Source organism: Lentzea kentuckyensis, assembly GCF_002150765.1.
Lineage (GTDB): Bacteria > Actinomycetota > Actinomycetes > Mycobacteriales > Pseudonocardiaceae > Lentzea > Lentzea kentuckyensis.
Genome location: NZ_MUYM01000036.1, coordinates 125,275 through 151,047, shown reverse-complemented (window position 1 = coordinate 151,047; position 25,773 = coordinate 125,275). Strand labels below are relative to the sequence as shown.

Genomic DNA, 25,773 nt, shown 5'->3' with positions numbered 1-25,773 from the left:
GTGCACGGCCGCTGACCGACGACAAGTACTCGGCGGCTTGATCGACCAATATGAACCTGCGCAGCCTGATAGGCCAGGCCGGACTCACCGGACCATGTTTTGGCACCCCGCAGCGTCATCTACGAGTATCACCGCGCCGCTTAACCAGCACGGATGCGGCTTTCGGCGCGCACAGGTTGGGACAGGGTCAGCCGGGCAGGCCTCGCCTGAGTCTCTCGGCCCGATCGTCGATACGGCGCGCGTACCGTTCGTAGCTGTCTGCCAGATCGAGAAAGATCCGACGGGTTCGCGGCCATTCCAATGAGTCAGCGGCTTGCTGCCTGTAGCGCTTCGCCAGGTTTCGCTCACCGACGCCGCCCTCGGTTGGACCTCTGGACGCCATGCCTCGTCTATTGAAGATGTTGGTGTCCAGTCCTCGGTCAATAGCGTCACTCCTGACGCCCTCCAGGAGGTCGCGAACGGCTCGAGGAGGAAAAAGCCCATCAGGGTCAGGCGGTGCGAAGGCCAGAACACGGCCGATGAGCAGGTCGCCTGACGTCGACCGCGCGGCGTCGGTCAACCGCTGACGTGCCTCGCGGACCCAGGCTTCTAGTAGCTGGGTCTCGACTGTCCCGGCTGCACCGACACCGGGGCACCTGCGCCAGGCGTCGAGGATGTCGAACGCGCGTTTGGCGACACGCTGCTGCTCTGGCGAAGTCGGCACGTCGGCTGCTTCGTCGTCGCCCTCACTGCGGTAGGCGCCACAGACGAGTTCCGCGAAGAAGGCGGGATCCTGGCTCAGCGTTGCGTGCAGTGTGGGCGACTCGGCGCGGAAACCAAGCGTGGAGAACAGGTGCCACTCGAGAACCGCGAGCCGTTGCACACCAACGAACTCGCTGTGTCTGGAAAGCAGCAAGAAGACACGGCGGAAGTCATCGCTGGAGAGCTGCTGTATGTCCGACGGTGTTGTCTTCTCCTCGATGAGGTTCGTCAGGATCTGGGCAGTGCGTTCGGCGATCTCAGGGGCATCGATCTCGTCAACGTGGTGGGATACGAGCCGTAGAGCTGTCACGAACCGGCGAACGCTGAGCAGGCCGTTGAGTGCGGCGATGATGTGCTTGGGGGAGTGGTCGATGTCGTAGTAGTCGATGTTGGACCAGTAGTGATCGGATGTCGCGGTGGACAGGCTTCGCAGCGACTCCCATGCGGCAGGTGGATCGGACGCGGCAATGAGAATGGCTGCCTGCACCGATGGCTCGACAGTGCGCGTGAGCAACTTGTCGCGGAGCGACTCGCCTTCAGCGACCAGCCGCGCTTCGATATAAGCGAACGCGACCCGTCGACTCGGCGAGTCCGGGTTGGACAGTCGTGTGAGCATATCGGCGTCGAACTCGGTTGTCCGGTCGGCGAGTGCGCGGCCAATGAGGAACGGATAGTCGGTTGTGCCAGCGAGGGCATCGAGAGCAGACAGGCCGCCTGACTGCAGGATCTCGCCGATCGCGTCCGCGCGGCGTCCCCGTATTTCTTTGGCGTGTGCTGCCGGATCGGGACGCCGCTTCCAATCCGGCATGATGATGTGGCTGCTGTTGAAGAGCCATGCCAAACGGTGCAGGGGCGTTGGAGGTTCCAGCGTGGACAGTATGCGCTCGAATGCGGTGAGTTCGGCATCCGACAGGGCCCAGTCTGAGTCGGCGAACTCCCGGTGCTGTCCGACCTGGAGCCGCAGGGCGTCAGCCAGACGTGCGCGGACCGAATCGTCAGCGGAGGACCTCGCGGCTGCGAGCTTGACGACGAGAGCCTTCCTGTGCGTTGACGAGATGCGATCGAGCTTGTTGACGAGGGGCAGGAGTCGCGCCGGATCAGCGTCGGCATCGGCCAGCAGAAGCTCTACCACGCCAGCTACATTTTCATGGAGCTGCTCGCTTGTGACCTGCTGCTCGCGCTTCCAGTCGCGGTACTTCGGCCCCTGGTGAGGCATCAGGCTGGGGTGTACGGAAGGAATAAGTTCGATCAGCAGCTCACGGGTGTGCCGAGGTTGTGCTCGTTGAAGCCGCTTCAGCGCCTTCAGCCGGTGAGTGGCGCTGACGCTGGTCTCTGGGTGCCAACAGCTGAAGATTTCCTCAAGGCTGCGTGCGGGGCGGTTGGCCCATCTCCCACCTGGATCCAGCGCGGCCAGGTTGGCCAGAACGTCGACGGCGTCGTCGAAGTAGTCGACCGACCAGGCGAGAACTTCAAGCGCACGAACGAAACCGAGATGCGGCGTTCGGGAGGGCAAACCGAACGGTGTGGGTGCCAGATCGGTGAACATCTTGCTGTGCAGAGGAGTCTTTCCTTGCAGCCCGACACGCGCTGCTTCCAGGAACTCGTCAGGCGCGGCTTCCGCGAACTCGCTGAGCAAGTCGCTCAGCGAAGTCCACAACCCGTACGTTTGATCATTGTTGGCGGCGTTGAACAACCTGCGGGCAACTCGGCGAGCGACGTCGGCGCCGGTTGCACCGCCGGGCAGCGAGACCGGCCCGTCGTTGGTTCCGAGCAGGGCGAGTGAGCGTGCGATTCCGCGGCGAAGAGTTACCGAGCAGTGCTTGAGGATCTCATCCGAGTGCATGATCCCGAACTTGTCGGGTTGAGCCTCGACCTCGCTGAGGACGCGGAACGCGGTGTTCTCGAACTCGACGAGATCGGTGACGGTGAGATGGGGAGCCACCAAGTACCAGGAGTCGTCAGGGGAGATCACGTGCCATTGCTCCTGCAGGGCACCGACGAGCGGGGCCTCGGCGTCGGCTGGCGCGGCTCGGCTTGCCTCCTCAAACTCGCCGTAGGTCATGTGGGTGAACTCCTCGACCACACTGCGGTCCGAAGAGTGCTGGCCGTCCCAGCCGCCGAGCAGGAGTTGGCGGCGCAGAAGCAACGACGGTGACCGAGCCCACTGTGGAACCAGCGTCTCGGGATGGTCCGCGAGGGCACGCCGCAACGCCGAGAGGCTGCGACGGGCGAGCGTTCCGAGCGCATGGGCTCGGTCGTCGTCAATGCCTCGGCCGACGAACAGTCGCGCCAGCTCCTCGCCGTCGACGCGGGGTACCTCAACGGTGGCCTTAGCACCGAGGACCGCAGGCAAGACCAGGCGATGGGGGTGCTTGAAAGGTATATCTGTCGCCAACTCGAGGTCGGTTACGACGAGAACCAGCGGTTCGGGGCGATCGAGCAGCTGCCGGAGGCTCTCCCGGGACCGGACGAGCAACGTCCTCACAGCGGCCTGGCCTGATGCGGTCGTGGTCTGGAGGGTGGCGGCGACAAAGGCTCGAAGTTCGTCTCCGCGCGCCTCGCCACTGACCGTGATGATCTTGTGCTCGGCACTCAACGCGTCCAGCAGCGTGGTTGCAACCGACTCCCGTCCCGCGAGCACAGCTGGTCCGTCGAGACGGCTATTCGTCGATGCTTGCCACACACGGTCCCACCAAGCCTGGGCTTCCTCGACTCCCGGGGTGGCCTTGCCGAGCAGATCAGCGAGCCAGACGGTGGTTGCCGGTGCGCTCTCCAACCATGTGTGCACGTCGTCGACATTGAGGGCTCGGACGTCCTTCCACCGCTCGTCGCGCCGCTTGCTTGCCGCCCATCCGGAAGCGTTGGGCCACTTCCGCAAGCCGACCTGCACATAGGTGATGGAGCGCGGGCTATCACCATCGGGGCCGGTCAGCCGCTTCCTGTAGTCGCTGCTGGCTTTGCCGTTGGCATCTAGTTGAACCGAGAGCTCCCACACCGACGGCCCGGCAGGCACGAAGGCGGACTCGCCACTGGCGACCACCACCCCGTCGAACCCGCTTGCAGATGTACCCGAACCACCGGGCATGTGCAGTCTGGTGATGCCGCTCCCGGTTTCGGTGACCAGCCGTCGGATGAGGATCGGCAGGTTTGTGTCGAATCCAGGTGAGTCCGCGGCGATCAGGAGATCTTCTCGGCTGATGGACGGCCACGATGCCATCGGGCAACCGTAACAAGTAGCACCGACATCACCTGGGGACATCCCGCTTGGCGCGCCAGTCAACTTGAGTGAAGCAGCGCGATCTGAGTTGCCACCTCAGGCCTCAGGACGAGGCCCCGGAACGGGGTCCGGGGCCTCGTGATCGTTGGTTCAAGGATCGGGCGGACCGGCGCGTCCAGACTGTTGTGGACGGAGGCGGTCACGTCGCCAGCGGATGTGGTTCGCCGGTCAGTGCTGCAAGGGCGGCGGCGACCTCGTTGATGCCGGCACGCACATAGGTGGTGGTTGTGACGGCGTCGTTCTTGGTCTCGTGTCCTGCGTATGCCTGCGCCACCGCGAGACCAAACCTGCGCTCGACGAACGTGAGCGTGGTGTATCGCAGCCAGTGGGTGGCGACCTGCTGTCGATCGGCCCATGGAATCTGCTTGCGGCACCGTTCCCACAGGCCGTCGTATCGCCGGGTGGTGATGGGGTTGCCGTTGAGGTTGCGGAGCACGCGGCTTTCCGGCTCCAGGCAGCCGCGCCGCTTCGCGTGATCTAGGAGGTGTGCGACGAGCGTCGGTGATGCCGGTTGCCACCGGAAGACGCCGCCCTTCTCCTGAAGGAGCAGCAGGCATTGCTGTTCGTCGATGTCCCTGAGCCGGAGCTTCAGCGCGGCGGCACGCCGTGCGGCGGTTTCGAGGTGGAACCTCACGATCAACGCGTCCAGCGCGGGATCGTTTCCGGTCGAGGATGCGACGCCGACGAGTTCGTCGACCTGAGTGGCCGGCAGACCTCGACGGTTGGAGGGCAGGCGGCGAGGCTTGGCGACCTTGGCGGCGGGGTTGCTCGCGGCGGTGATGTACTCGTCGATGACGGCGAACTTGTAGAGGCAGCGGAAGGCGGCGACCATGTGCTCGCCCGCGCAGTTGCCGCCACGGCCGTTTCGGCGCTGAACACGGTTCTGCTTGGTGAGCTCGACGAGTCCGGCGATCTCGCTAGCCGTGGGCTCATCGAGGCGGCGTTCGCCCCAGCGCTCCTTGATGCGCTTCCAGTACGAGCCGTAGACCCGGAGCGTTCCGGGGGACACCGCGGCTTCGACAATCGGGATGTAGGTGTCGAACGTCGGCACGTCTTTGGTCTCGGCTTGTGTTGATGTGAGGTCCTCGACGCTGATGCCAAGGCTCGACAACATCAGTCGCGCGGCAGCGAGGCGATCCGCTGAGGGTGCGACGGCGGGATCTGTGATCGTCATCGAGTGGTCACCTCGGTGAGTACGCCGAAGTTCGTCTGCGCGAACTCGTTAAGAATTGATGCGTCGGCAAGAACCAGAACTGCGGCTCGCGAAGAGGAGACGAGCAGGAGGCGATGTCCTGGTCCCCAGGACATCCACCGGCGCATCGCCAGCGGAACTTGAATCAGTCCGCGCGAAGTGACGCACACCGCGGTTCCTCGGCGCTCGCGGACGACGACTGTCGAGTCGCGCAGTACGAAGTCGAGCTCAGTGCCTGCGGCCCACCGCAATTCGCGCAGAACTGACCGCCCGCTGACGCGGCCGTGGTCGTCGATCCTCGCGAACTCGAATGAGAGCGAGGAGCTCGGTGGCGCGGTACTCGCGAGGTCTCCGACGAGAACAGGCTGGATTCCGCGGGCTACACCGTCACGGTCGGGTGAGGGCGGAGCCGCGATCGCGGCGAGGTCGAGCGTGCGGATGATCGGCTCAGACATCAGCCTCGCCTCGCCCTGCGAGCACGGTGTCCGAGCACGCCAAAAGCAGGGATCCATTTGACTGGAACCCTGCTTCGACTGTCTTGCTGATACCGGGGAAACTTCCCCGCTGCTGGTGTCCGAGGCCCGAGTTGATCACTACGCCCACGCGCTCTACCAGCGCTTTGTCTTGAAGCTCGACGGCTGATGGTCTGCGCGTCGGCGGTCCACGAACGCATCGGGCAGCGTCGCACGCGTGCCACGGATCGCGGTTCAAAGGGGGACTTGACCCCCCATGTGTAGCAAGCGTGCGCGGTTTGTGTGTTCATGCGTTATTGGATAGCTCGTACCTAGTATAGAGGGCCAGTCGATGCTAATCAATCTTCGGGCAGATCTGTATCGATTGGAGCTGATGGCGACCACGCGAACCGCACGATGTATCCGCTTGAAGGTGAGTAGGAAATTCAACGCCGCGATCGCCGCAGCGATGCCGTTAATCCAGTAACGAACAGTGACGGCTTTGCGAAGTCCTCGGCACGACGCACCGTTGCGTCGTCATCGTTCGGAGGACATCATGTCGTGGATCGTTGACAAGTTCAAAAGCTTCTGGTCGCAGTATGGTGATGTCACAGGTCGGCCACCAGTCTGGTTCGGTGCGCTCAAGGCCGAGCAGATCGTCGACGACGATCTTCGCAACCGGTCGGGTGTGGAGATCGAGCCTGGGCTCCATTACGTCGATCTTGGTGTGCGGAAGATGAACCTCTGCACGGACCAGTTCCTCACCACCAACAAGTTCCCGGTGGTCCACTCGCATGTCACCTTCGTGTCCGGCGGCGGGTCTTCCACCTCGTTCCCCGCAGTTGTTGGGCACGGCAAGGCTGGCGGTGTCGACGTGACTTCCGGGGGCAACTTCGCCGGCACTGGTTTTTCGCTGATTCCTCAGCAGGCATACCACGACGGCCACATCGAGCTTGTGGCTGGCGTGGTGGCGATGAACGGCGACAGCGGACTGCAGCGGCTCACCAAGGTTGTCAACCGGGTGACCAAGGAGATGCTGCCTGCGGCGGTCGGAGTCGGCGCGGCGGTCGAAACGGGTGTCAAGCTCACCACCAGCGCACTCAGCTGTATCGAGGATCTGTTTGATCAGTCGGACTCGACCGTCGTGCTCGGGATGTTCAGCAGGTTCGGTTCAGGCATCGGAATTCCGCTGCGCACTGGGCTCTACGCACTGCTCGACAGTCGGGTTCTCGGCGATAAGGCACCCGACCCAGGCACGCTCGTTTACGACGACGAGGAGCTGAAGGTCCGCACCGCCGACGGCAAGCTCGCAGGTCTGCGGGACTGTGACTGGATGGTGCTCGAAATCGGGGTGGAGACGCACCGCTCCTACAAGACGATGCCGATGATCGACTCTCTCATGGACCAGGCCTTCCTCGCTGCGACGAAGGATCGTGACAGCGCTATCGCTCTGCACGAGGCCGCCGTTGCGACAGTTTTGGCGTCGAACGACGTCGTTCGTGACGACTACGATGCCATCCTCCGAGAATTGCGCGAAGACTTCGCGAGGGTAGCGATCAAGCACGGCAGGAAGATCGGTCGCCGCAGCCTCCCGGAGTACATGGCGCCACCGGATCTCAAACTCATGTCGACCGACTACCTGTTCAGGCCGGCGCACGATTAACGGCGAAGGCCCAGAAGTGCGCGAACCGCAGTCACGGCGTCCGTCGCACCTGGTCCGAACTGCGCATCGTGCAAACAGTCGCCGACGCGGCAGGCGACCGAACCCAGCGCGCCCGGTTGTCCCGAAAAGCGTCGCCCTGGTCGGCGAGCTCGCCAGGTCCGACGACTGCGATGCGGACGTGACGACAGGAAACGGTATCGACAGCGGCCATGCCGTAGAGGAGGGTGCTCTGCCGACGCGGCCGGGAGACACCTACGCCGAAGAGTGGAAGAGGCTGACCAACAACGCGGGTCGGTCCGCCCGGCGGCGAATGCTGGCTTTCACACTGCCAGGAAGTTCCGTGCTGGCAGGGTCGCTGGTCCTTGCACTCGGTGCTGCAATCTGGGCCGCCCGCTGGATCGTGTCGACTCGACGGCGACCCGTGAGCGGTGAAGAAGCGCCTTAGCGGGTGAGGGTGATGGTGGTGGTGTGGCTGGAGCCGTCGCCGAGATCGATGCGGAAGCGCCACTTGCCGGGTTCGAGGGATTTGGTGCTGAGGTTGAAGACGTACAAGTTGTTGGTGGAGTCGTAGCGGAAGGTGTTACCGGAAGTGGCTGAGCCCGTGGGGGTCGCTTTGATCTCGCCAGCTGGACTACCTCCCGCGATTTGTGCCAGCCACAGCCGCGCGGTGACGGTGGAGATCCCAGCACTGGCGCCGGTCAGCGAGAACTTGACCGGAATGGTGCTGCCAAGCCGATAGGTGGCCCCTTCGGAGACCGGCTGCAGGAGCCCTGACCAGCTGTAGGTGACGACAACCTGGAACGAGGTGCTGCCGACGTTGCCCGCTGCATCCGTTGCTGTGCACGTGACTTTGGTGGTTCCGAGGCTGAACGTAGTTGCGGACGCGGGAGTGCAGCCGACCGGCAGACCGCCGCTCACGAGGTCCGTTGCGGTAGGCGGCGGGTAGGAGACGCTCGCGCCGTTCGAGCTCGTCGCGGTGACCACCTGATCCGCGACATGAGCCAACGAAGGAGGCGTGGTGTCAACCACCCGGATGGTGAAGGTGTTGGTGCCGGCGTTGTTCGCTTTGTCGGTCGCGCTGCACGTCACCGTGGTCTCGCCCAGGGGGTAGGTGGCGCCTGAGGCGTGATCGCAGGCGACCCGAAGGTCGCCGTCGACGGTGTCGTGCGAGGACGGGGCGGCGTAGGTGACGGTGGCGCCGTTTGGGCCGCCGGCTTCAGCGGTGATGGTGCTGGGGACGGTGATGATGGGCGAGTCGGCGTCGATGACGTTGACGGTGAACGAGCCGCGAGTGGCGTTGGCGGCGTGGTCGGACGCTGTGCAGGTGATGGTCGTTGTACCGAGTGGATAGACGGTTCCGGACTGGTGGTCGCAGGCAAGGGAGACGGTTCCGTCGACGGTGTCGACCGCAGTGGGGGCGGAGAAGGTGACGGTGGCTCCGGACGGCCCCGTCGCGTTCGCGGTTTGGTTGGCGGGCAGCATCATCGTCGGCGGGGTGCTGTCGGTGACGGTGACCGTGAAGGACCCGCTGCTGGTGTTGCCGTGGACGTCGCTCGCGGTGCATGTGACGGTGTTAAGGCCGAGTCGGAATATCGATCCGGAGGCCGGTGTGCAGGAAACAGGTATCGGTCCGTCGACGGTGTCGATGGCCGTCGCGGTGCCGTAGTTGATGTGTGTGCCGTCTGGGCCGCTGGCTTCCCGGGTTGCAGCGGCTGGAACAGTCACAACCGGACCGGTGGAGTCGTTGACGGTCACGACGAACGTTGCGCTGGCCGAGTTGCCTGCCCGGTCGACTGCGGTGCAGGTCACGATGGTGTCGCCGAGACCGAACGGGTCTCCTGATGAGTTCGTGCACGTCGGGATCACTGAGCCGTCGACGGTGTCGCTCGCAGTCGCGGCGGGGAAGGTCACCGTGGCACCTAAAGGCCCTGTGGCTTCGGCCGTTTGATTAGCCGGGACGGTCACCTTGGCGGCGGTGGTGTCCACGACCGTCACCGTGAAGGTGGATGAACCCGTGTTGCCGGCACCGTCTGTGGCGGTGCAGGTCACCACGGTGGTAGCCAGTGGGAGCACTGAGCCGCTGGTGTGGTCGCACGTTGCCCGAAGAACGCCGTCGACGTCGTCAGCAGCTGTCACTGCGGGATAGTCCGCGGTTGCTCCGTTAGGCCCGGACGCCTCGATCGTCAACGGTGCGGGGACGCTGACTATCGGAGCGCCCTGGTCCTGCACCCGGATCGTGAATGACCCGGTGGCAGCGTTGCCCACGGCATCTTTGGAGGTGCAAGTAACCGTGGTCGTTCCGAACGCGAACAGCGCTCCGCTGGGGTGGTCGCAGGTGACGGTCACCGACCCGTCGACGGAGTCCTCGGCGGTCGGCGCGGAGTAGGTGGCCACCGCGCCGCTGGAGCCCGACGCAGGCACGGTCACACTCGGCGGCAGTGTGAGCACCGGCGCCGTCGTGTCGACTACCGTCACCTCGAACGTTGCCGAAGCCGTGTTTCCTGCGACGTCGTTGGCCCCGCAGTTGACCACCGTCTTCCCGACCGGGAAGCCACTGCCGGTGGCGTGATCGCACGACACCACTCGGGAACCGTCGACCAGATCCTCGGCGGTCACCACGAACGAGACGGGCGTCGACTTTCCCGACGCTTCGACGTGCACCCCGTGCGGCACGGAAACCGACGGTCCCGTCGTGTCCGCAATGGAATACGACGCCGACGCTGAAGCCGACACGCCCGCGGAGTTCGTGAAGGCGCACGACGCCGTCACCGATCCCAGCCCCTCTGCCGCCCGCGGACCGGACGGGCCTGTGAGCGTGGCACTGAAGACCGAGGTGCCATCGGCTGAGTCCACTGCTGAACACGACGCAGTCGGCACCGCGCCGAACTCGTAGTTCGCGCCGGCCGAGATGCCGGTTACCGATACTGACGGCGTAGAGACCCGCTGATTTGGGATGCCCGAGAGGTAGACGTCGAAGTCTCCAGGAGGATCAGCAGGATCCAAACTGAAGGTGTCGAACTGCACCAGGCCCGCGTTGGGCGCGATGCCATTGGCGTAGTCCGCGACTACCAGCCGGGTGTCGGCGGCTCTCACGTCTCGCTCGAACGTGCCGCCGTAGAAGTAGAGCACGCGTTCTCCGGCGTGGGCGGGGTCCAGAGGCGGCATGGTCTGCACGCCTTCCGCGCCGAAGATCACGAATCGGCCGTCGTCTGAAATGCTGCGGGGCGCCAGCCAGTAGTTCACCGCCGGGTCTGACGTTCCACCATGCCCAGGCGCAGATATCCAGGTCGTTGTACCGGTCACCCTGTCGAAGAGATACACGTGCCGTTTCGGGAGCCCTTCAGGGTTGAGACTCGGGTCCTCGGAGGTGAACCCGATGTATCGGCCGGTCTGGCTGATGGCGATGACGTAGATCTTCGGCGGAACTGCCAGTGGCAGTGGAGAGGTGATTGCAGTCGCGACGTCGTAGGCGAGGTACTTGCCTCCTGAGACCACGATCGCTGTTCTGCCATCGCCGCTCATCGTGGCGACGTAGGCTGGTCCGGGCTGGGCTTGCAGTTGCAGCGCTCCAAGGGTGGAGCCTGGCACATTCCATGTTTCGATGAGTGCGCCAGCAGACGCGGACACGTGGAAATTCCCGTAGACCTTGCCGTCGTCGGTGACAAACGAGGCGTTTTGGGCGGTGTCGTTTGATATCGATCGGAATACCCGGCCGAGGCGGTTGTCGCGGGCGAAGATGGTGCTGAACTGGGTCGTTGGGTCGTATTGATTCCATGCCATCCAGGTGCCGTGAGGTGACAGGATCCCATTGACGTTCACCAGGGTCGACGCGAACTTCTGCCCCTGCTCGTCCGTGCTGGCGAGAGTGAGCTGGCCGGAGACGCTGTCACTCAGGTAAATGGACGTCCAGTCGCCTCCTGGGTGCGCAGGATTGGCGGTGCCCGCGCTGATGAGGCCGTAGCGCCCGTCGAGCGAGGTGGAAAGATAGCCCGTGGTCCGGGCGAAGTTGCCGTCACGACGCAGCGGCCAATCGGGGACTGTTCTTTTCGACAGCCAGATGTAGCCGGATGGGGCGGCTAGGGCGGGGTCGGCAATGCTGACAACACCGACGAGCATGCTGATCGTCAGGAGTAACCGAAGGGCGGATGTTCGAGCTCTCCGTGTCATGGTCATCTCGGCTCATCTCCGGCCTTGATCGACCTGCGAGCGACCGCATTCGATCACTAGTGCCTGCCGCCGCCTCGGTTGGTGATAGCAAAGTCGCAACTCGCGCGGTTCACGTTACCTCGAAGCAGAAATTCCATGACTAATAGGAATATTAGCCCGTGATGGGTTCGGGCATGATCCGTATGCCAGCGGATCCGGTTGGCTTGATCTCGACGCTGTGTCTATCCAGTCGACTATGGCGCTGCGGCATCTGGATGAACTGTGTGGGCCGAGGTAACCGCCCGATGAGGGCGTTCGATCGAGTGATCAGGCCCTGATGAGGAGCAGGGTGGGAGTTGCCCTGCAATCGGTGGGCACGGTGCTCCGTTGTCGCGGGAAATGCTGTCATGCCTGCGATCAAGGCGTGTTCAGCTGAGCGCAGGAACTCAACACCCCAACGCCCGTAGTAGCTACCGAACACGACAACCAAATGATCAGGCGGTCCCTCATCAAGGTCGCCCTGGGCCATCCCCTTGTCCACCAGAGACCACCGACAGATCAGGGCCTACGGAGCGGGCTACGGCAGAGGTGTCTTGCCGAGGAGTTTGCGCCAGAACCGGTGCCACCGCCTCCGCAGCGTGACTGCCTGCTCAGGCATCGGGTCGAAGCCTAGTCCTGCGCGAAGTTCCACAGCACGGCGGCGAATTCAAGCTCCCGGGACCCTGCGTTGTCGGCGAAGTACCGCCATTCCCCATCACCGCCCTCGCTCTCTTCCCAGTTGGCCGGCCACTGCTGGAACAGCGGCACCCGCCGAGCCCGGACGTCACTGGCACCAGCGTCGTCGCAATCGCCGAGATCGGCGGCGCCTTCGAACCACACGTCGTGGAAGAGGATGCCGTTCGACAGGCCGACGCCGTGGAACCAGACGTCACTGCTGAACTGGACTGCGGACAACAGCGGGGTGCTCGCGGTGAATTCCGAGTTGTTGAACCACACCTCGTCGAGGAACGTGACGTCCGAGATCCGGGTGGGCCCTTCGAAGTAAGTTCCTCGAAAGCTGACCTCGCCCTCGAAACTGGTCGACCTGATCTCGAGGGCATCGTTGAACGTCACACCGGTGAACTCCATCGGGCCGAGGAACCCGGAGTCCGAGCACTGCACGGACCCGCCGAAGCGACAGCCAGCGAACGAGGTGAACCCCGAAAAGGTCGTCTCCGCCAGCGACACCGGCCCCACGATGCCGGACCCGCCGAAGTCCACGTCGGCCAGGAATTTCGCGCCATCGAGCGCCAGGGCACCACCGATGTGCACCTGCGTCGCCGTCAAGACTCCCTCGAACGTCGCGCCGGTGAGGTTGAGCTCCTCAGCCGTGCTTAGACCGGTGATGTCACACGCGTCAACGAAGACCGACTCTACGAACAGGCCCTTCTCGACACGCCAACCTGCCAGGTCGAGGTTCTTCAGCTTGGCTCCCGAGAGATCGATCCCGACCGCCCAGTACTTCCCGGCGCCCTGGGTGAGGTGCTCCTGCAGGATGCGCAGCGCCGCACCACGGATCTGAGAACTCTTGCTCATCGTGGCGGCGTCATCCGCCGAGGGTGCGGGCATCCTGAGAAGCGAGCAGATCACGTTGACCACGGTCTGCCGCAGTTCCGGGTGGTCGTTAGCGAGGCGCTCGAACCCGTAGAGGCCCGCGAGCTGCACCGCGACATTGTCCGACCCGAACTGCTCGGCAGCCTTTGTGTACAGCTCCGTGAGCCGGCGCTCGGCAGCGTCGTGCCGCGCGTCCGCCGCCACTTGCTCCGCATGCAACCGGGCGATCTCGGCGGTGCGTTCCGCGTGCTCCTGCGTCCGGTCGCGCTGCGCGAGTTCCACCTGCCGGTTGCGCAGCTCGTCGCAGCGAACCTCCAGTTCCAGCTCCTGGGTGCGCTGCCGGCGCGCGGCTAGGTAGAGGGCGAACAGTCCACCCCCGCCGATCGCAATCCCGGACGCCGCCTTGATGACCTCGAGTTGCGTCGTGGCCTTCTTTTCGGGGTCGGCCATTGCGAGGCTGTCGACCCACCGCCACATCACGACTAGAGCTACACCAGCCACTAACAGGACGACCACGCCAACCACCGGGACGGTCCACCTGGGCAGCGGCGGCCGCCGCGGGCCTCCAGACGCCTCGCCCACGATTGACGAGGTGGCAGCGATCTGTTCTGTCACAGCAGTCCAATCGGTCTGCGACAACGCCGCACTATCGCCCGAACGGGTGATTCTCGCACCGCTGCTGTCATTCGACCTCGACCGGAATCCGGCTCGGAGAACTACGTGCTTCGAGCGCTAGCGGGGATCGACAGTTTCGTCATCGCTATCCAGGCCATGATGGCGTTGGTGCTGCCTAGACATTGGTGTGACAGCCGACAGCCCGGCAATCGCCAGGCCGAGCTGGTATCCCAGGCCGATGTGGACGATCAACCCGATGGCGACGACCAGCACGGTGAGCAGGCGCAGGTGACGCTTCACCGCACGCTGCCGCTGACGGAAGAGGCGTGGCGGTGCTACAACGCGGGAGCGATCCGTGCGAGCATCGCCGCGACCTGGACCGTGGTCACCGCCGACATCACCGCCAAGCTCATCCTGCTGGCCGACGACGGTGACGCGGCCGCAGCTTGCGCGGTTTGTGCGCTCATGCGCTACTGAATAGCTCGAACCTAGTACAGAGGGCCAGTAATTGGGGCGGCCTACTCGCCCTCGTAGCCCAGGGCGAGGTCGTCAAGTTGACGTTGTACCCGATGGGCGTCGTTGTCCCTGCCTTGTTCCTGATACATCCTCAGTGCCTCTTGCCACGTTTTACGGGTCAGGATGTGATGGTCGAGAGCGGCGTAAGTGTGACCAAGGTGGTCAAGGGTATCCGCGACGCCGTAGGTGTAGCCGTGGGTGCCGTACAAGTCGACGGCTTGGCGATAGAAGTCGATGGCCTGCTCGTGGTCGCCGGAGCGGTGGGCGATGAATCCGAGTGTGTCGAGCGTGCCTGCCTCACCCTCGGGGTCATGGTGCTGCTGTTGCACAGCAAGGGCGGCACGGCAGTACGCGTTGGCTGCATCGAGGTCCTCCAAGGAGGCGGCATACCAGCCAACCTGGTTGAGCGCGTCGGCTTCCCACACCGGGTTGCTGAGAACGCGGTACAGGTCGAGGGAGCGCCGAGCATGGTCTAGGGCTCGCCGGTTGTCGCCCTGTTCTCCCCAGACTGCGGCGAGCACTCGGCGAGTAAAAGCCTGTTCAACGGTGTTGTCGTGACGCAGCGCCATGTCGAGGGCCTTGTGCAGGTGGCCGATGGCCTCGTCGTGCTGGCCCAGCATGGCCTGGGTGTAGCCGAGAAGCCGGTGGGCGCGGCTTCGGGTTGCGGGATCAGGCAGGTGGGCAGCGGAGTCGCGCGCGGCTCGCCATGCGGCGAGCGTGTCGCGCCAGTGTCCCCGCCTGACGAAGTAAGTGTTCAGTGACCAGGCTAGGTGCCAGACGACATGGTGACGATGGTGGATGACGGCGGCGCGTTGGGTTGCTACGAGGGTGGCATGCTCAGCCTGCATCCAGGCCAGTGCCGACGTGGTGTCAGGTAGGGGGTGGGGACGGACGCCAGGTGCGGGGGCGATGGGGCACACGAGTTCGCGATGTGGGCTTAGGAGTCGGTCCGCTGCATGGGCGGTGTGCATGTGGAAGTCCATCACTCGCGTCAGGGCTGTTTCCCGCACGACGTCGGGCAGGCTGTCGGCGGCGAAGTTGGCGGCGTAGGCGCGGACCACGTCGTGCATCGCGTACCGGCCCTGCTGCCGCCGCTCTAACAGGGACGCCTCCTCCAACACCGATAGCGCCTTGCGGGCGCGGGTCGGGGACAGGCCGGTGAGGGCGGCCACGGCGGGCAGGGTGGTGTCGGGGCCAGGGGCGATGCCCAGCAGCCCGAACGCGGTGCGGTCTTCGTCGGTGAGCCGGCGCAAGGACCAGGACAGTACGGCGGGCAGGCTGGCTTCGGGGTCGGTGTCGTGGTCGAGCATCTCCAGGCCCAGCTCGCGCAGCTCGGCGGCGAGCTCGGCGATCGGGAGGCCGGGGCGGGTGACGGCGTGGCGGGCAGTGATCGACAGGGCCAGCGGGTAAGCCCCGCACAACTCGATCAACTCGTCGACGGCGCCGGGTTCGGCGGCGACGCGGCCGGTGCCCAGGCGTGCGACGAGCAGTGCACGGGCCTCGTCCCGGCTCAGGATGTCGAGTTGCAGGTGTCGGGTTCCGTGCCGGTCGATCAGGGAGGCGAGCCTGGTGCGGCTGGTGATCAGCACGGTGCAGGCCGGGCTGCCCGGCAGCAGCGGGACGACCTGCTCAGCGGTGGCGGCGTTGTCCAGCACGATGAGCATCCGCCGGTCGGTGACCAGGCTGCGGTACAGCGCGGCTTGTGCGTTCAGGTCGGTCGGGATCCGGCCGGGGTCGACTCCAAGGGCGTCGAGGAATCCACGCATCGCGGCCTCCGCCGCCATCGGCTCCTGCGTGGGGCTGAACCCGTGCAGGTCCACGAACAGCTGCCCGTCGGGGAACTGCTCGGCATGCTGGTGCGCCCAGGCCAAGGCCAGCCAGGTCTTGCCGATCCCACCGGCCCCGCCGATCGCCGAGATCACCACCGCGACGGTGCGTTTCCCTGACAGTTGCGGGCTCTCCTCCGGCTCAGCGCTCAGCGCCTCGTCGAGGCGGGCCAGTTCAGTGCCGCGGCCGGTGAACCACCGCGGAGGCGCGGGTAACTGCCGGGGCACCACGTCCGCCTTGGCCGCTGTGCCGCTGTTGAAAGCCGCTCCCGTAGTCGCCGCGGAAGGTGGTGTGAGGGCGGGGTCGGTGTCGAGGATGCGTTGGTGAAGGTCCTGCAGTGCGGTGCCGGGTTCGGTGCCGAGTTGCTCGATCAGCCGGTTGCGGAGTTGCCGGTAGTGGGCGAGGGCGTCGGTGGTGCGTCCGGCGCGATGCAAGGCGAGCATGAACTGGGCGGCGACGCGCTCGTCCAATGACTCCTGCTCCGCCAATGCGAACAGCTCAGGCAGGATCTCGGCGTGCCGGCCGCAGCGCAACGCGACTTCGACGCGGTCGAGTCGGGCGGCGATGTGCTCCCGTTCGAGGCCGGTGCGCACAGCAGCCAGCCATGGGGTGTTCAACCCGGCCAACGGTTCACCCCGCCACAGCCCTGTCGCCTCTTCGAGCAACATCAGCGCCTGCGCGTCGTCCGCAGTGCGGGCCTGTCGTATGAGGCGGCGGAAACGGAGCAGATCCACCGCCTCCGGGTCCACCTCCAGCACGTACCCGCCGCCCCGCCGCACGACCGCGACCTCACCTGCCAGCACCTGTCGGAGCCGTGATACGTAGTTGCTCGCCACAGCCCGCGCCTTGTGCGGCAACCGATCCGCCCACACGCGGTCCAGCAGCTGCTCCGTCGTGACGACCTGGTTCGCCTCCACCAGCAGGACCGCGAGCACACACCGCTGCCGCGCGTGGCCTACTTCCACCACCCGTCCGCCGACCCTCAGCTCGACCGGGCCGAGCACACGCAGCTCCGTCCCCACGACGCCCTACCTCCCCGTTTCCTTTCCTACCCTGACTCACGACCTCTGACCAGGCGATTGCGAAAACCTGGTGAGGTCACGGCGAATCAGCGGTCCACCGTTTTCACCACGTCCGAACAAGCCGAGAAGACCGGCGGTGAAGGGTCCATGTGTGGCGATCGCTCCATGGTCGGCGTCTCGGCGGGGCAACCGACCCACTCACCAATTCTGGAGACGAGAAGAACCATGCGTTCATTGCGTTCCATCATCGCGACATCGTCTGCGATGTTCCTGCTAGCGATGTCTCCCCTTTCGGCGGATGCGACGCCGCCATCGCCCGCGCCGGGCGATCTTGCGAACGGTCTGCGGGCAGTCGGTTTCGACCGAGCAGTTGCCGAGGCCAACGGCTACGAGATCATCACTCGCCCGGACGGCTATCAGGACTCTGTGCCCGAGGCCCAAGCCGACGCGGCACGCGCCGGGCTGGTCAAGCCCTCCGGCGCGCTCGTGGCGACCGGCTCCGGTGAGGTGAGCACGAACGCGTCGAACTACAAGTACGGCAACTGCGGATGGTCCATGGTGAGCATGTCCGCTCTGGGCAACTCCCGAGTCACTATGGACACCGGCGCCCACGTGCGCAGTGACTGGTCCGGGATCTGGGACGTGAACTGGCGTGTCGTCATCACGGACAACGGCGGAACCTCCACACAGGGCGGCTATTCGGCCGCGCGAGGGAGTCACAACTTCGACCCGCCTGCTCGCACGCTGACGCTGACCCGCGGCCCTGCGGCGGCCGGAGTGCCGGCCTACTCCTACGTCCTGCTCCTCGATGGAACGCTCTGCGTGTCTTTCGCTCCATCAGTCTCGATCACCGTCACCTGATGCACCGCCAAGTGATCAGTTCGCAATCACATTGAAAATGATCGACACCATCGGAGGCGAGGCCTGTGCCGGAGGCATTCATGTCCAACGGGCCTCGCCTCTCCTGCCCACATGCCGACGTGGGGGTGTGGTGCGGTGGTCGGCTGCCGGGCGGTGTCCTCAGACATGATCTTGGCCTTTCGTTGGTGTGCGGTGGGGTCAGGACGAGTGCGCGGCTTTGAGGATCCGGTCGCGTGAGGCTCGGACGTCCTGCCCGATGGCTGGCACGTCGACGTCCAGGACGGTGCCAGCCCATTTGCGGACCTGGCCCGCGATGAAGACGGCGTGGATGTTGCGGGGGTCGGAGCCGAGGACGAGGGTCCCGATCGGGTCGTTGAGCGGCATGTTGTTGAGGTCTTCGGAGGGAACGGACTTGGTCAGTGAGCACCACCGGGAAACGACCCGACAAGCACGAACCCTCCACCCTCTCCATTGCCGGCGAGGGCGTCCACCTAGGCAACACGATTGACGAGGACACCGGCACCGCCCGGACCCCGCTGGTGATGGCCATCTCCTACCGCCTGCAGCAAGACCCGTCCACCATGGACTGGTCCGCTGCGGACCGACTGGTCTACATGGACCTGACGCCACAACGGCTATCCGGCCTCACCCTCGGGTTCGCGGTGAGCGCGGCGCGGACGAATCCGACGGCGACACCCTGCCACCGGTAAGCGCCTTCCTGGCCGGACGAGAAGAAGTCGTTGGCCCGGCGGTCAGTGCAGCAGTTTGGCCTTTGCCTGGGCGAACTCTTCCTGTGACAAGACCCCGTCGTCGCGCAGCCGCGCGAGCTTTGCAAGATCATCCGCGATGGTGCTCGGCGACGTGCCCTGTGGTGCGCAGGGCACGCTCTGGGGAACGTTTCCGCGGAAGGACGGATGCGCTCGGATCCACGCTTCGATCTTCGCTGAAGTCCCGTGGTTGACCGGGCAACTTGCGAGTTCTGTCCCGCTGCCCTGCAACGTCAGCATCTGTTGGAGCGCGCTTGCGCCATTCTTCCGGTCTTGCCGGGTCGCCTTGCGCACTGAGAACCCGGTGACGTCGGCGATGTTGACCCTGAATGCCGGGAGCACCTTGCCAGTCTGTCGGTACTCGATGATGCCATCACCGTGATCGATGATGCTGCCGTTCCCGATGCCCAGCCCGTGGCTCTGCGCTCTGGTCATTGCTGGTCTCCATCCTGTCGCTGTGATCCGATGTTGAACATCGCGAAGACGGGCGCATCGGTTACCCAGTGCCGCACGAAAGATCGTTACCGCAGCGTGTAATGCGTCTCTCCCTAGCTAAGAGCATGCTCAGATGATCGTGTTGCTGCTGCGCCTGGTGGCCGTGGGAACGGTCGATTGGCGTGGCGTCCCTGTGGGCGAGCACCACGGTGGTCGGCAACTTTGCAGCCGACCGCGACGTCGGCCAGGTCTCGGCGCTGCGGAGGTTCGCGAGGCCGATGGCCCACCTGTTCTTGCCGGACGATCGGGAGCCGCACGTCACCCACCAGTACGCAGACCTGCAGCACAGGACCGTCGAGCCGGCCGGACACGTCGCTGGTCCATGACATGCACCTGATCATCTCGCCGTCCACCGACCCGTGACAGGGACCTACGGGTGAGCGTCACCTGGTAGGCGCGCGTGGGGGCCGAGCAGGGGTGAGTGCGCCGACGATGACGGTCTACGTCAGGGCTGGAAAGCTGGCCATAGCCGCGAGTGTTCAGGCCGCCGGGGAAGACCTCACACGGAGTCGAGAAGCCGGACCTGGCGTCGATGCGGAACTTGGCGCGCGTGTTTCGGAACGATAAGAGCACCTCCCGCCCCACGAGGGTCGGGAGGCTGCCTGGCAGAGGGCTCCGCAGATCGAGCTGCCGCCAGCCGAGGTCTGGTGTGGCTCGCTCTTGGTCTGTTCGGGTGGAGATGGGCAGGACGTCGTCACGACGCCTCTAGCGTCTGGGTCTCCGTTTTGACCGAGGGAGCTGACTGTGGCCACGCTGACGAATACCGAACTCGCTGCCGCGTTGACGGGACGCTGTCGTCCAGTAGCGCCGTCAGAGGAGCCTGGCTTGCGTTTCGCCTTCTACGGCCGGATGTCGACGAGCGTATTCCAGGATGTGCAGACGTCGCGTGCGTGGCAGCGCGCCGTGTCGGACGAGTTGGTCGATGGTGTCGGCTCGGTTGTTGCGGAGTTCTTTGATGTGGGTGTGTCGCGGCGGTGGTCGTGGTCGGATCGTCCGGAAGCGGCGGCATTGCTGACCGCCGCGGCAGAGCCTAGTCGTGATTTCGATGCGGTCGTGGTCGGAGAGTATGAGCGGGCGTTTCACGGTGATCAGTTCCGTGAGGTCGTGACCCGGCTGAATGCACTTGGTGTTGCGGTGTGGCTGCCGGAGGCTGGAGGTCCGGTGGAACTCGGTACTCCGGTGCATGAAGCGTTGATGGTGTTGTTGGGTGCGCAGGCGCAGCGTGAGGTGGCGCGAGCGCGGCAGCGGGTGCTTGCGGCGATGCGGGCGCAGACTCGTGTACAGGGCCGTTTTCTGGGCGGTCGGCCGCCGTATGGGTATCGGTTGGTTGATGGTGGTAGGCATCCGAATCCGGTGCATGGGCGGTGGGGTCGTCGGGTGCAGGTGTCGGCGCCGTGGGTGCGGTGGATGTTCGCCGAGCGTGCTCGCGGGCGGACGGTGGCGTCGTTGGTGCGCGAGCTCAACGACCGTGGCGTGGTGTGTCCGTCGGGTGCGGATCGCGAGCGGAACGCGCATAGGTCGGGGAAGCGGTGGATCGTCCGGACGGTAGCGATGATTCTGGAGAACCCGCGCTACACCGGTCGGCAGGTGTGGAACCGAAGCAGTACAACTGGTCACGGACCTGGCGGACGTCCCGGCGGCCGCGGTTCGGGTGTGCTGCGGTGGAACCCAGTCAACGAGTGGGAGGTGTCCGAGCGAATCGCGCACGAACCACTCGTCGATAACGAGACCTTTGTCGCGGTGCAGGGGATGCGGGTGGCGAAGCCCGCCAAGGACGGCGCTGTCCGGTGCTACATGCTGGCTGGCCTCGTCGTATGTGGGTTGTGTGGCCGGCGGATGGACGGGCACTGGGTCCACGGGCGAGCGGGCTATCGATGCCGGCATGGCTTCACCAGCGCCAAGCGACGTTCCGACGGCGAACCGCGCAACCTCTACGTCCGAGAAGACCACCTGCTCAAGGCACTGCCACATCTACTCGAGCGGACCGCTCGACCCATGGAGGTAGGTGTGGTTGAGGAGTTGGTCGATCAAGTCCGCGAGCAACGCCTGCAGATTTACTACGACGATCAGCGTCTTGAGATTCGACCTGCGCCCCTAATGCCGAAAACCGTGGAACGTGCTCTTCGCTCAGTTCAGCCGGCGCTTGCGTTGGATTGGTGTGCTGACGTGAAGATGGCGGAAATATGAATTACCCCACGGGATTCTGGTGAATCCCGTGGGGTAAGAGAATGTCCGAGGGGGACTTGAGTTCCCATACGTAGCAAGCTTGCGCAGTTCGTGTGTTCATGCGCTATTGGATAGCTTGAATCTAGTATAGAGGGCCAGGCGGCACTAATCAATCTTTCGCCGTTGGGTTGTATCGACTGGAGCAAGAACTTTCGCGGCGACCTGTTGGGCCGCGCGCTGCTCTGGAATCAGGTCCATCTGCGGCAGGCGCTGCGTGAGTACGAGCGGCACTACAACGAGGACCGAACCCACCGATCGCTCGCTGGCGCGGCATCCCTGAGGGGCTGGCCTCAGTCTGTCGAACCCGCTCAGATCGAACGCTTCGCCATAGGTCGACATGATCTTCTCGGGGCCGCACGGAGAAGAGGACAGCGATGCAGGCGTGTTCGTGTCGAGCTTCACCTTGCGCTTGGTGAAGTTTCTCTGCACCAAGCAACCCGACACGCCGCTGCCTGATCCAGACATCTGGATCGGGCAGCGGCGTGACGGTGCAGTGTGGCGTTAGCTGTCGCGTCGGACCAACGAGTTGAGCCGGATGAACAGGCGTTCGGCCCGATCGAGGACGTCCGTGCTCAGCTTGGGGATGAAGGTGGCCTGTTCGCGGACCAGGACGGCTGCCGGCTTGTAGTGGTTGAACCGGCCGTTGGTGATGTTGTGTTCGCGGAAGTGGTCCTCGATCTGCCGAACGATCCGCGGGTTGTTCGTGTTGAGATCCGCCAGCGTGATCGGGTTGGGTAGCTCGTCCGCGAAAGCGCGGTTGACGAGGTCGAGATAGAACGCCGGTTCGAAGAGGTCTTCGACGTCGGAATCGCCGGCACCGGTGAACTCGCGGATCTCGACCAGACCCTGGCTGGCGAGCTGGTCGTTGTCGCGGAGCCGCTTGACGGCCTGGGTGTCCTTGGTGCTGGAATCGATGAGGACGGCGACGTTGAGCTTGTTGGCGCCGAGCAGAGTCGCGAAGGTCGACAGCTTTCCCGAGCCGCCGATGGGGGTCTTGACCCAACGGCTGTCGAGTCCTGTGCGGCCGGCCGACTCGGCGGCGTCGCTGAGGACGTCGAGATAGATCAGGTCGCTCGGGCCTTCGAGCAGGAGCGTGTTCTCGCCGATGAACAGCGTCTGGGTCATCTCGATGCCCATCGCGGCGAGCAGCGGGAAGGCGGTGTCGGCGTCTGCCTTGAGGATGTCAGAGGACACGTTGGTGCCAACCTGGTCCTTGTCGATGACCGTGCGGACGCGCTGCAGGTGCTGGGAGGACACCATGAACGGGGAGTGCGTGGTGTAGATGACCTGGTGTTTGGGTGCCAGCCGCTTGTCGATCAGCGAGAGCAGGTCCTCCTGGGCGCGCCCGTGCAGGGACAGGCCCGGCTCGTCGAGGAGCAGGATGAGGTCGTTTTCCTCGGCTTCTTCCAACTTGTTGAAGTAGGCCAGGAAGCTGAAGAACCAGACGAACCCGCGGGAGCGGTCGTCGAAGGGCACCGACACCTTATGGCGCTGGTTGCGGACACGGATCTGCAGGATCGGCCCCTGGTCCAGCGGCGCGAGAGCACCGTCTTCAACCGGCAGAACCTCAAGCTGGACCTCGAGGTCGGTGTTCTGTGACCAGTACTCGAACACCTCGTCGGAGATGACGTTCCCGGAGTTCTCCAACTCCCGGATCAGCCGCTCGTGCCGGTCCGTCACCTGGAAATCCTCAAGGGTGACGCCGGCCATGTCGAGGAGACTGACCAACGCCACCTCCCCACGTTCCAGCGTGCCGGCCTTCCGGCGCGCGATCAGGTCGGGGATCGACACCTTCCCCGGCATGACGTCGTAGTCGCCGAAGTAGACGAACTTCGGCATGTAGGGAGACCCGTACTTGTCGATCAGGTAGCACCCGATGCTCTCGTCACGCCATGACCGGATCCGCTCGGCGAGGGAGGTTGCCGCAGCAGGGGGTTCCTCGAGCCCGTCGAGGGCGTTGAGCAGGTCCTCGATCGTGCTGGTTGCGTTGATCTTGGCGGCTGCGACGGATGGCAGGTCGAGACCGGACCGGAGGTGCTTGACGATCGCGGCCTCGTTGTAGCGATGACCGAAAGACGTGCCCTTGTTACGGTAGCCGATGGTGACCGTGAACTCCGGGCTGTGCAACGCATCGGGCCCGAGATCCGCCTCGATCAGCTTGATCTCGGTCTCGTCGTAGCGGAACGTGGCCACGACTACTGGGATCTTCTGCCTCGGACGCCAGTCGCGACGGCGGCGAGTGAGCTTGGCGGGGAAGTCGACCACCTCGTCGAGCGCGACAGGTTCCACGGGGTTGAGGCGGTAGAGCGCCTGCAACACGGTCGTCTTGCCCGACTCGTTCTTACCAACCAGACAGGTCACGTCAGGCTCGATCTCGAACTCCTCCGAGTCCTCGATCGACCGGTAGTAGGTCACCTTTGCGTTGATCAGCTTCAATGATCGTCCCTTCAAGAACGGGACCCGGCAGCAACGCAAGGGAGACGAGCGAAACATCACACCTTCGTGGCAAAGTCTGTAACGAAGATGTGCTCGGGGTATCTTCCTGACGCGACTCAAGGATGTGACCCGATGCGTCGCCCGTTGCGCGACGCTTCGGGGTCCATCTGCACTAGCGCTCGATAGCCTAACCCGCGCTACCGACAAACGCGCGCAGATTGCGCCGCATGTCCACTCGCGCCGCCACGTGGCCCCGAAAGTTCCTAGTCGCCACGTGCAGACTTCTCCAGTGTGGGCAGCCCGAGGTTCACCACGTGCTTGGTGATGGCCGCCAGCCGTGTGCGTGCCGAGAAGTACGTCCGTGCAGGTCAGCGGTATCGGCAAGTTGCCGATCGTCATCCGGCATGATCGCGGCCGTGCTGGTCCGCTTCGCCCACCTCGCCGTCTCCCACGCCTTCGCCGCGCTATGGCTCTTGCGCATGACCGACCGTGAGAAGGACGTCGAGATCCTCGGCGCTACGCCACCAACTCGCGGTCCTGCACCGGCAACTCGGGGCTCAGCGCCCACGATTGCTACCCGAGGACAGGGCGTTGCTCGCCGCTTTACTCGCGCCCCTGGCCCGCGCGACGCTGTGCCGGCTCCGGCTCCTGGTGAGCCCGAATACGGTGCTGAGGTGGCATCGCGACGTGATCAAGCGCCGTCATGCCCGCATGAGCGTGAACCGTAGGACTGGGCGTCCGCGCACGGTCGCTTCGATCCGCCGTCTCGTCCTGCGCCTGGCAACCGAGACCCCTCGTGGGGGTATCGACGCATCCACGGCGAACTCGCGCTGCTCGGTGTCGCGATCGCCGCGTCGACGGTGTGGGAGATCCTCAAGACTGCCGGCGTCGATCCGGCCCCGCGCCGGACAACGGTTACCTGGGCTGACTTCCTGCGCTCGCAGGCCGAGGCGATCCTGGCGATGGAATTCATTGAAACGGTCACGCTGACTGGTCAGCGCCAGTACATTCTCGCCGCCATCCACCACGCCAGCCGGCGCGTATGGATAGTCGGCACCACCGCACATCCCACCCATGCCTGGGTCACCCAGGCCATCCGCAACCTGCTCATGGACCTCGAGGACACCGGATACGTCGCGCGGATCAGGTTCCTTATTCGCGACCGCGACGGCAAGTACCCGGCAGTGATCGACGAGATCCTCGGCACCGCGGGGATCGCGACGATCCTGACCGGCGTCCGGGTGCCTCGCATGAACTCCATCGTCGAACGCTGGGTGAAGACGCTTCGCGCCGAACTGCTGGACCGGACACTGATCTGGAACCACACCCACCTACAACACGCGCTGCGCGAGTACGAGCGGTACTACAACGAGCACCGAACCCACCGATCACTCGCCGCGGCAGCACCCCTACGAGCCCGGCCCCAGCCTCTTGAGCCAGGCCAGATCGAACACCTCAACGTAGATCGACAGGACCGTCTCGGCGGAGTCATCCACGAGTATCACTATGCCGCTTAACCTGCATGGATGAGGTTTTCGGCACGCACAACACCATGACAGCGGCGTAGGTGCCCTCTTGCTGCCCAGGCGGTTGGAGCGTGACCACGATGATTCCCCCACGCGCGCCGTCGGGCGCCCACGTCCCCTCGTCCACTTGCACCGTCGAGCCGGCAGGCACCGCGACGCGGGCCTTGTCCTGGACCTCGCCGCGGCTGGACGCGGCGATCACTGAGTCCGGCGCGTCGACGAGCCGGCGTAACGCCTCGGCGACCTCTTCGACCTCGGAACGGCGAGAAGTCGGTGCTGAGCTGGATGTCTGCTGACCGTTCGACGAAGGCGCGCTCATGATGTCAGGACCAGGCTTAAGCAGCATGTACAGGAAACCCGCTGTCAACAGCAGTGTCGCCGTACGGGCAACCAGGCCGAGTCTCTTCTTTGTCATCAG

General features: G+C 64.8%; 17 protein-coding genes. 7 read left to right on the top strand and 10 right to left on the bottom strand.

What is annotated here, in order from left to right; all coding sequences use genetic code 11:
• Positions 1-187: 187 nt before the first annotated feature.
• On the bottom strand, positions 188-3,958 hold the full coding sequence (locus tag B0F77_RS19025) for a hypothetical protein (RefSeq protein WP_086664253.1): 3,771 nt from the start codon (positions 3,956-3,958) through the stop codon (positions 188-190).
• 199 nt (positions 3,959-4,157) lie between these two features.
• Positions 4,158-5,192, bottom strand: a complete 1,035-nt coding sequence (locus B0F77_RS19020) for a tyrosine-type recombinase/integrase (RefSeq protein WP_086664252.1) — start codon at positions 5,190-5,192, stop codon at positions 4,158-4,160.
• A 1,026-nt stretch (positions 5,193-6,218) separates the two neighbouring features.
• On the opposite strand from B0F77_RS19020, the gene B0F77_RS19010 reads away from it, so the two are divergent.
• Positions 6,219-7,325, top strand: coding sequence for a hypothetical protein (locus B0F77_RS19010; RefSeq protein ID WP_086664250.1), 1,107 nt, complete (start codon positions 6,219-6,221; stop codon positions 7,323-7,325).
• A 441-nt stretch (positions 7,326-7,766) separates the two neighbouring features.
• On the opposite strand, the gene B0F77_RS19005 is transcribed toward B0F77_RS19010, so the two are convergent.
• Both B0F77_RS19005 and B0F77_RS19000 read right to left on the bottom strand, forming a co-directional pair.
• Positions 7,767-11,441 carry an HYR domain-containing protein gene (locus tag B0F77_RS19005; RefSeq protein WP_158102756.1) on the bottom strand — a complete coding sequence of 1,225 codons (3,675 nt, stop codon included), beginning with the start codon at positions 11,439-11,441 and terminating at the stop codon, positions 7,767-7,769.
• Positions 11,442-12,140: 699 nt separating this feature from the next.
• A complete protein-coding gene (locus B0F77_RS19000; protein ID WP_143466815.1) occupies positions 12,141-13,703 on the bottom strand; it encodes a pentapeptide repeat-containing protein in 1,563 nt (520 codons plus the stop codon).
• A 135-nt stretch (positions 13,704-13,838) separates the two neighbouring features.
• Here B0F77_RS19000 and B0F77_RS18995 point away from each other — a divergent pair, with 135 nt between their 5' ends.
• Positions 13,839-14,156 (top strand): hypothetical protein, encoded by a 318-nt coding sequence (locus B0F77_RS18995; protein WP_143466814.1) that lies wholly within the window; start codon positions 13,839-13,841, stop codon positions 14,154-14,156.
• A 41-nt stretch (positions 14,157-14,197) separates the two neighbouring features.
• On the opposite strand, the gene B0F77_RS18990 is transcribed toward B0F77_RS18995, so the two are convergent.
• Positions 14,198-17,026 carry an AfsR/SARP family transcriptional regulator gene (locus tag B0F77_RS18990; protein WP_245848392.1) on the bottom strand — a complete coding sequence of 943 codons (2,829 nt, stop codon included), beginning with the start codon at positions 17,024-17,026 and terminating at the stop codon, positions 14,198-14,200.
• A 183-nt stretch (positions 17,027-17,209) separates the two neighbouring features.
• Between B0F77_RS18990 and B0F77_RS18985 the strand changes: the two genes are divergently transcribed.
• Positions 17,210-17,905 carry a hypothetical protein gene (locus tag B0F77_RS18985; RefSeq protein ID WP_143466813.1) on the top strand — a complete coding sequence of 232 codons (696 nt, stop codon included), beginning with the start codon at positions 17,210-17,212 and terminating at the stop codon, positions 17,903-17,905.
• A gap of 198 nt (positions 17,906-18,103) precedes the next feature.
• Here the strand turns inward: B0F77_RS18985 and B0F77_RS18980 are convergent, their stop codons facing one another.
• Positions 18,104-18,289 (bottom strand): hypothetical protein, encoded by a 186-nt coding sequence (locus tag B0F77_RS18980; protein WP_211293865.1) that lies wholly within the window; start codon positions 18,287-18,289, stop codon positions 18,104-18,106.
• A gap of 35 nt (positions 18,290-18,324) precedes the next feature.
• Between B0F77_RS18980 and B0F77_RS48710 the strand changes: the two genes are divergently transcribed.
• The gene (locus tag B0F77_RS48710) at positions 18,325-18,615 is read left to right on the top strand and encodes a hypothetical protein (protein WP_169730948.1); all 291 of its coding nucleotides are present in this window, start codon (positions 18,325-18,327) and stop codon (positions 18,613-18,615) included.
• A gap of 42 nt (positions 18,616-18,657) precedes the next feature.
• Here B0F77_RS48710 and B0F77_RS18975 read toward each other — a convergent pair whose 3' ends face one another.
• Positions 18,658-19,107 carry an SHOCT domain-containing protein gene (locus tag B0F77_RS18975; protein ID WP_086664244.1) on the bottom strand — a complete coding sequence of 150 codons (450 nt, stop codon included), beginning with the start codon at positions 19,105-19,107 and terminating at the stop codon, positions 18,658-18,660.
• A gap of 182 nt (positions 19,108-19,289) precedes the next feature.
• On the opposite strand from B0F77_RS18975, the gene B0F77_RS18970 reads away from it, so the two are divergent.
• Both B0F77_RS18970 and B0F77_RS18965 read left to right on the top strand, forming a co-directional pair.
• Positions 19,290-19,493, top strand: coding sequence for a hypothetical protein (locus B0F77_RS18970; protein ID WP_086664243.1), 204 nt, complete (start codon positions 19,290-19,292; stop codon positions 19,491-19,493).
• 499 nt (positions 19,494-19,992) lie between these two features.
• Positions 19,993-21,354 carry a recombinase family protein gene (locus B0F77_RS18965; protein ID WP_245848391.1) on the top strand — a complete coding sequence of 454 codons (1,362 nt, stop codon included), beginning with the start codon at positions 19,993-19,995 and terminating at the stop codon, positions 21,352-21,354.
• Positions 21,355-21,498: 144 nt separating this feature from the next.
• Here B0F77_RS18965 and B0F77_RS47955 read toward each other — a convergent pair whose 3' ends face one another.
• Complete coding sequence (locus tag B0F77_RS47955; protein WP_158102755.1) at positions 21,499-21,822, bottom strand: hypothetical protein; 324 nt, start codon at positions 21,820-21,822, stop codon at positions 21,499-21,501.
• 72 nt (positions 21,823-21,894) lie between these two features.
• Entirely contained in the window at positions 21,895-23,829 is a 1,935-nt protein-coding gene (locus tag B0F77_RS18955) for an ATP-dependent nuclease (RefSeq protein WP_086664242.1), read from the bottom strand.
• Between the two features lie 860 nt (positions 23,830-24,689).
• On the opposite strand from B0F77_RS18955, the gene B0F77_RS49055 reads away from it, so the two are divergent.
• A complete protein-coding gene (locus B0F77_RS49055) occupies positions 24,690-25,346 on the top strand; it encodes an integrase core domain-containing protein (protein WP_245848390.1) in 657 nt (218 codons plus the stop codon).
• Here the strand turns inward: B0F77_RS49055 and B0F77_RS18945 are convergent.
• On the bottom strand, positions 25,318-25,770 hold the full coding sequence (locus B0F77_RS18945) for a hypothetical protein (protein ID WP_086664241.1): 453 nt from the start codon (positions 25,768-25,770) through the stop codon (positions 25,318-25,320). The two genes, B0F77_RS49055 and B0F77_RS18945, sit on opposite strands and share 29 nt — an antisense overlap.
• Positions 25,771-25,773: the final 3 nt, after the last annotated feature.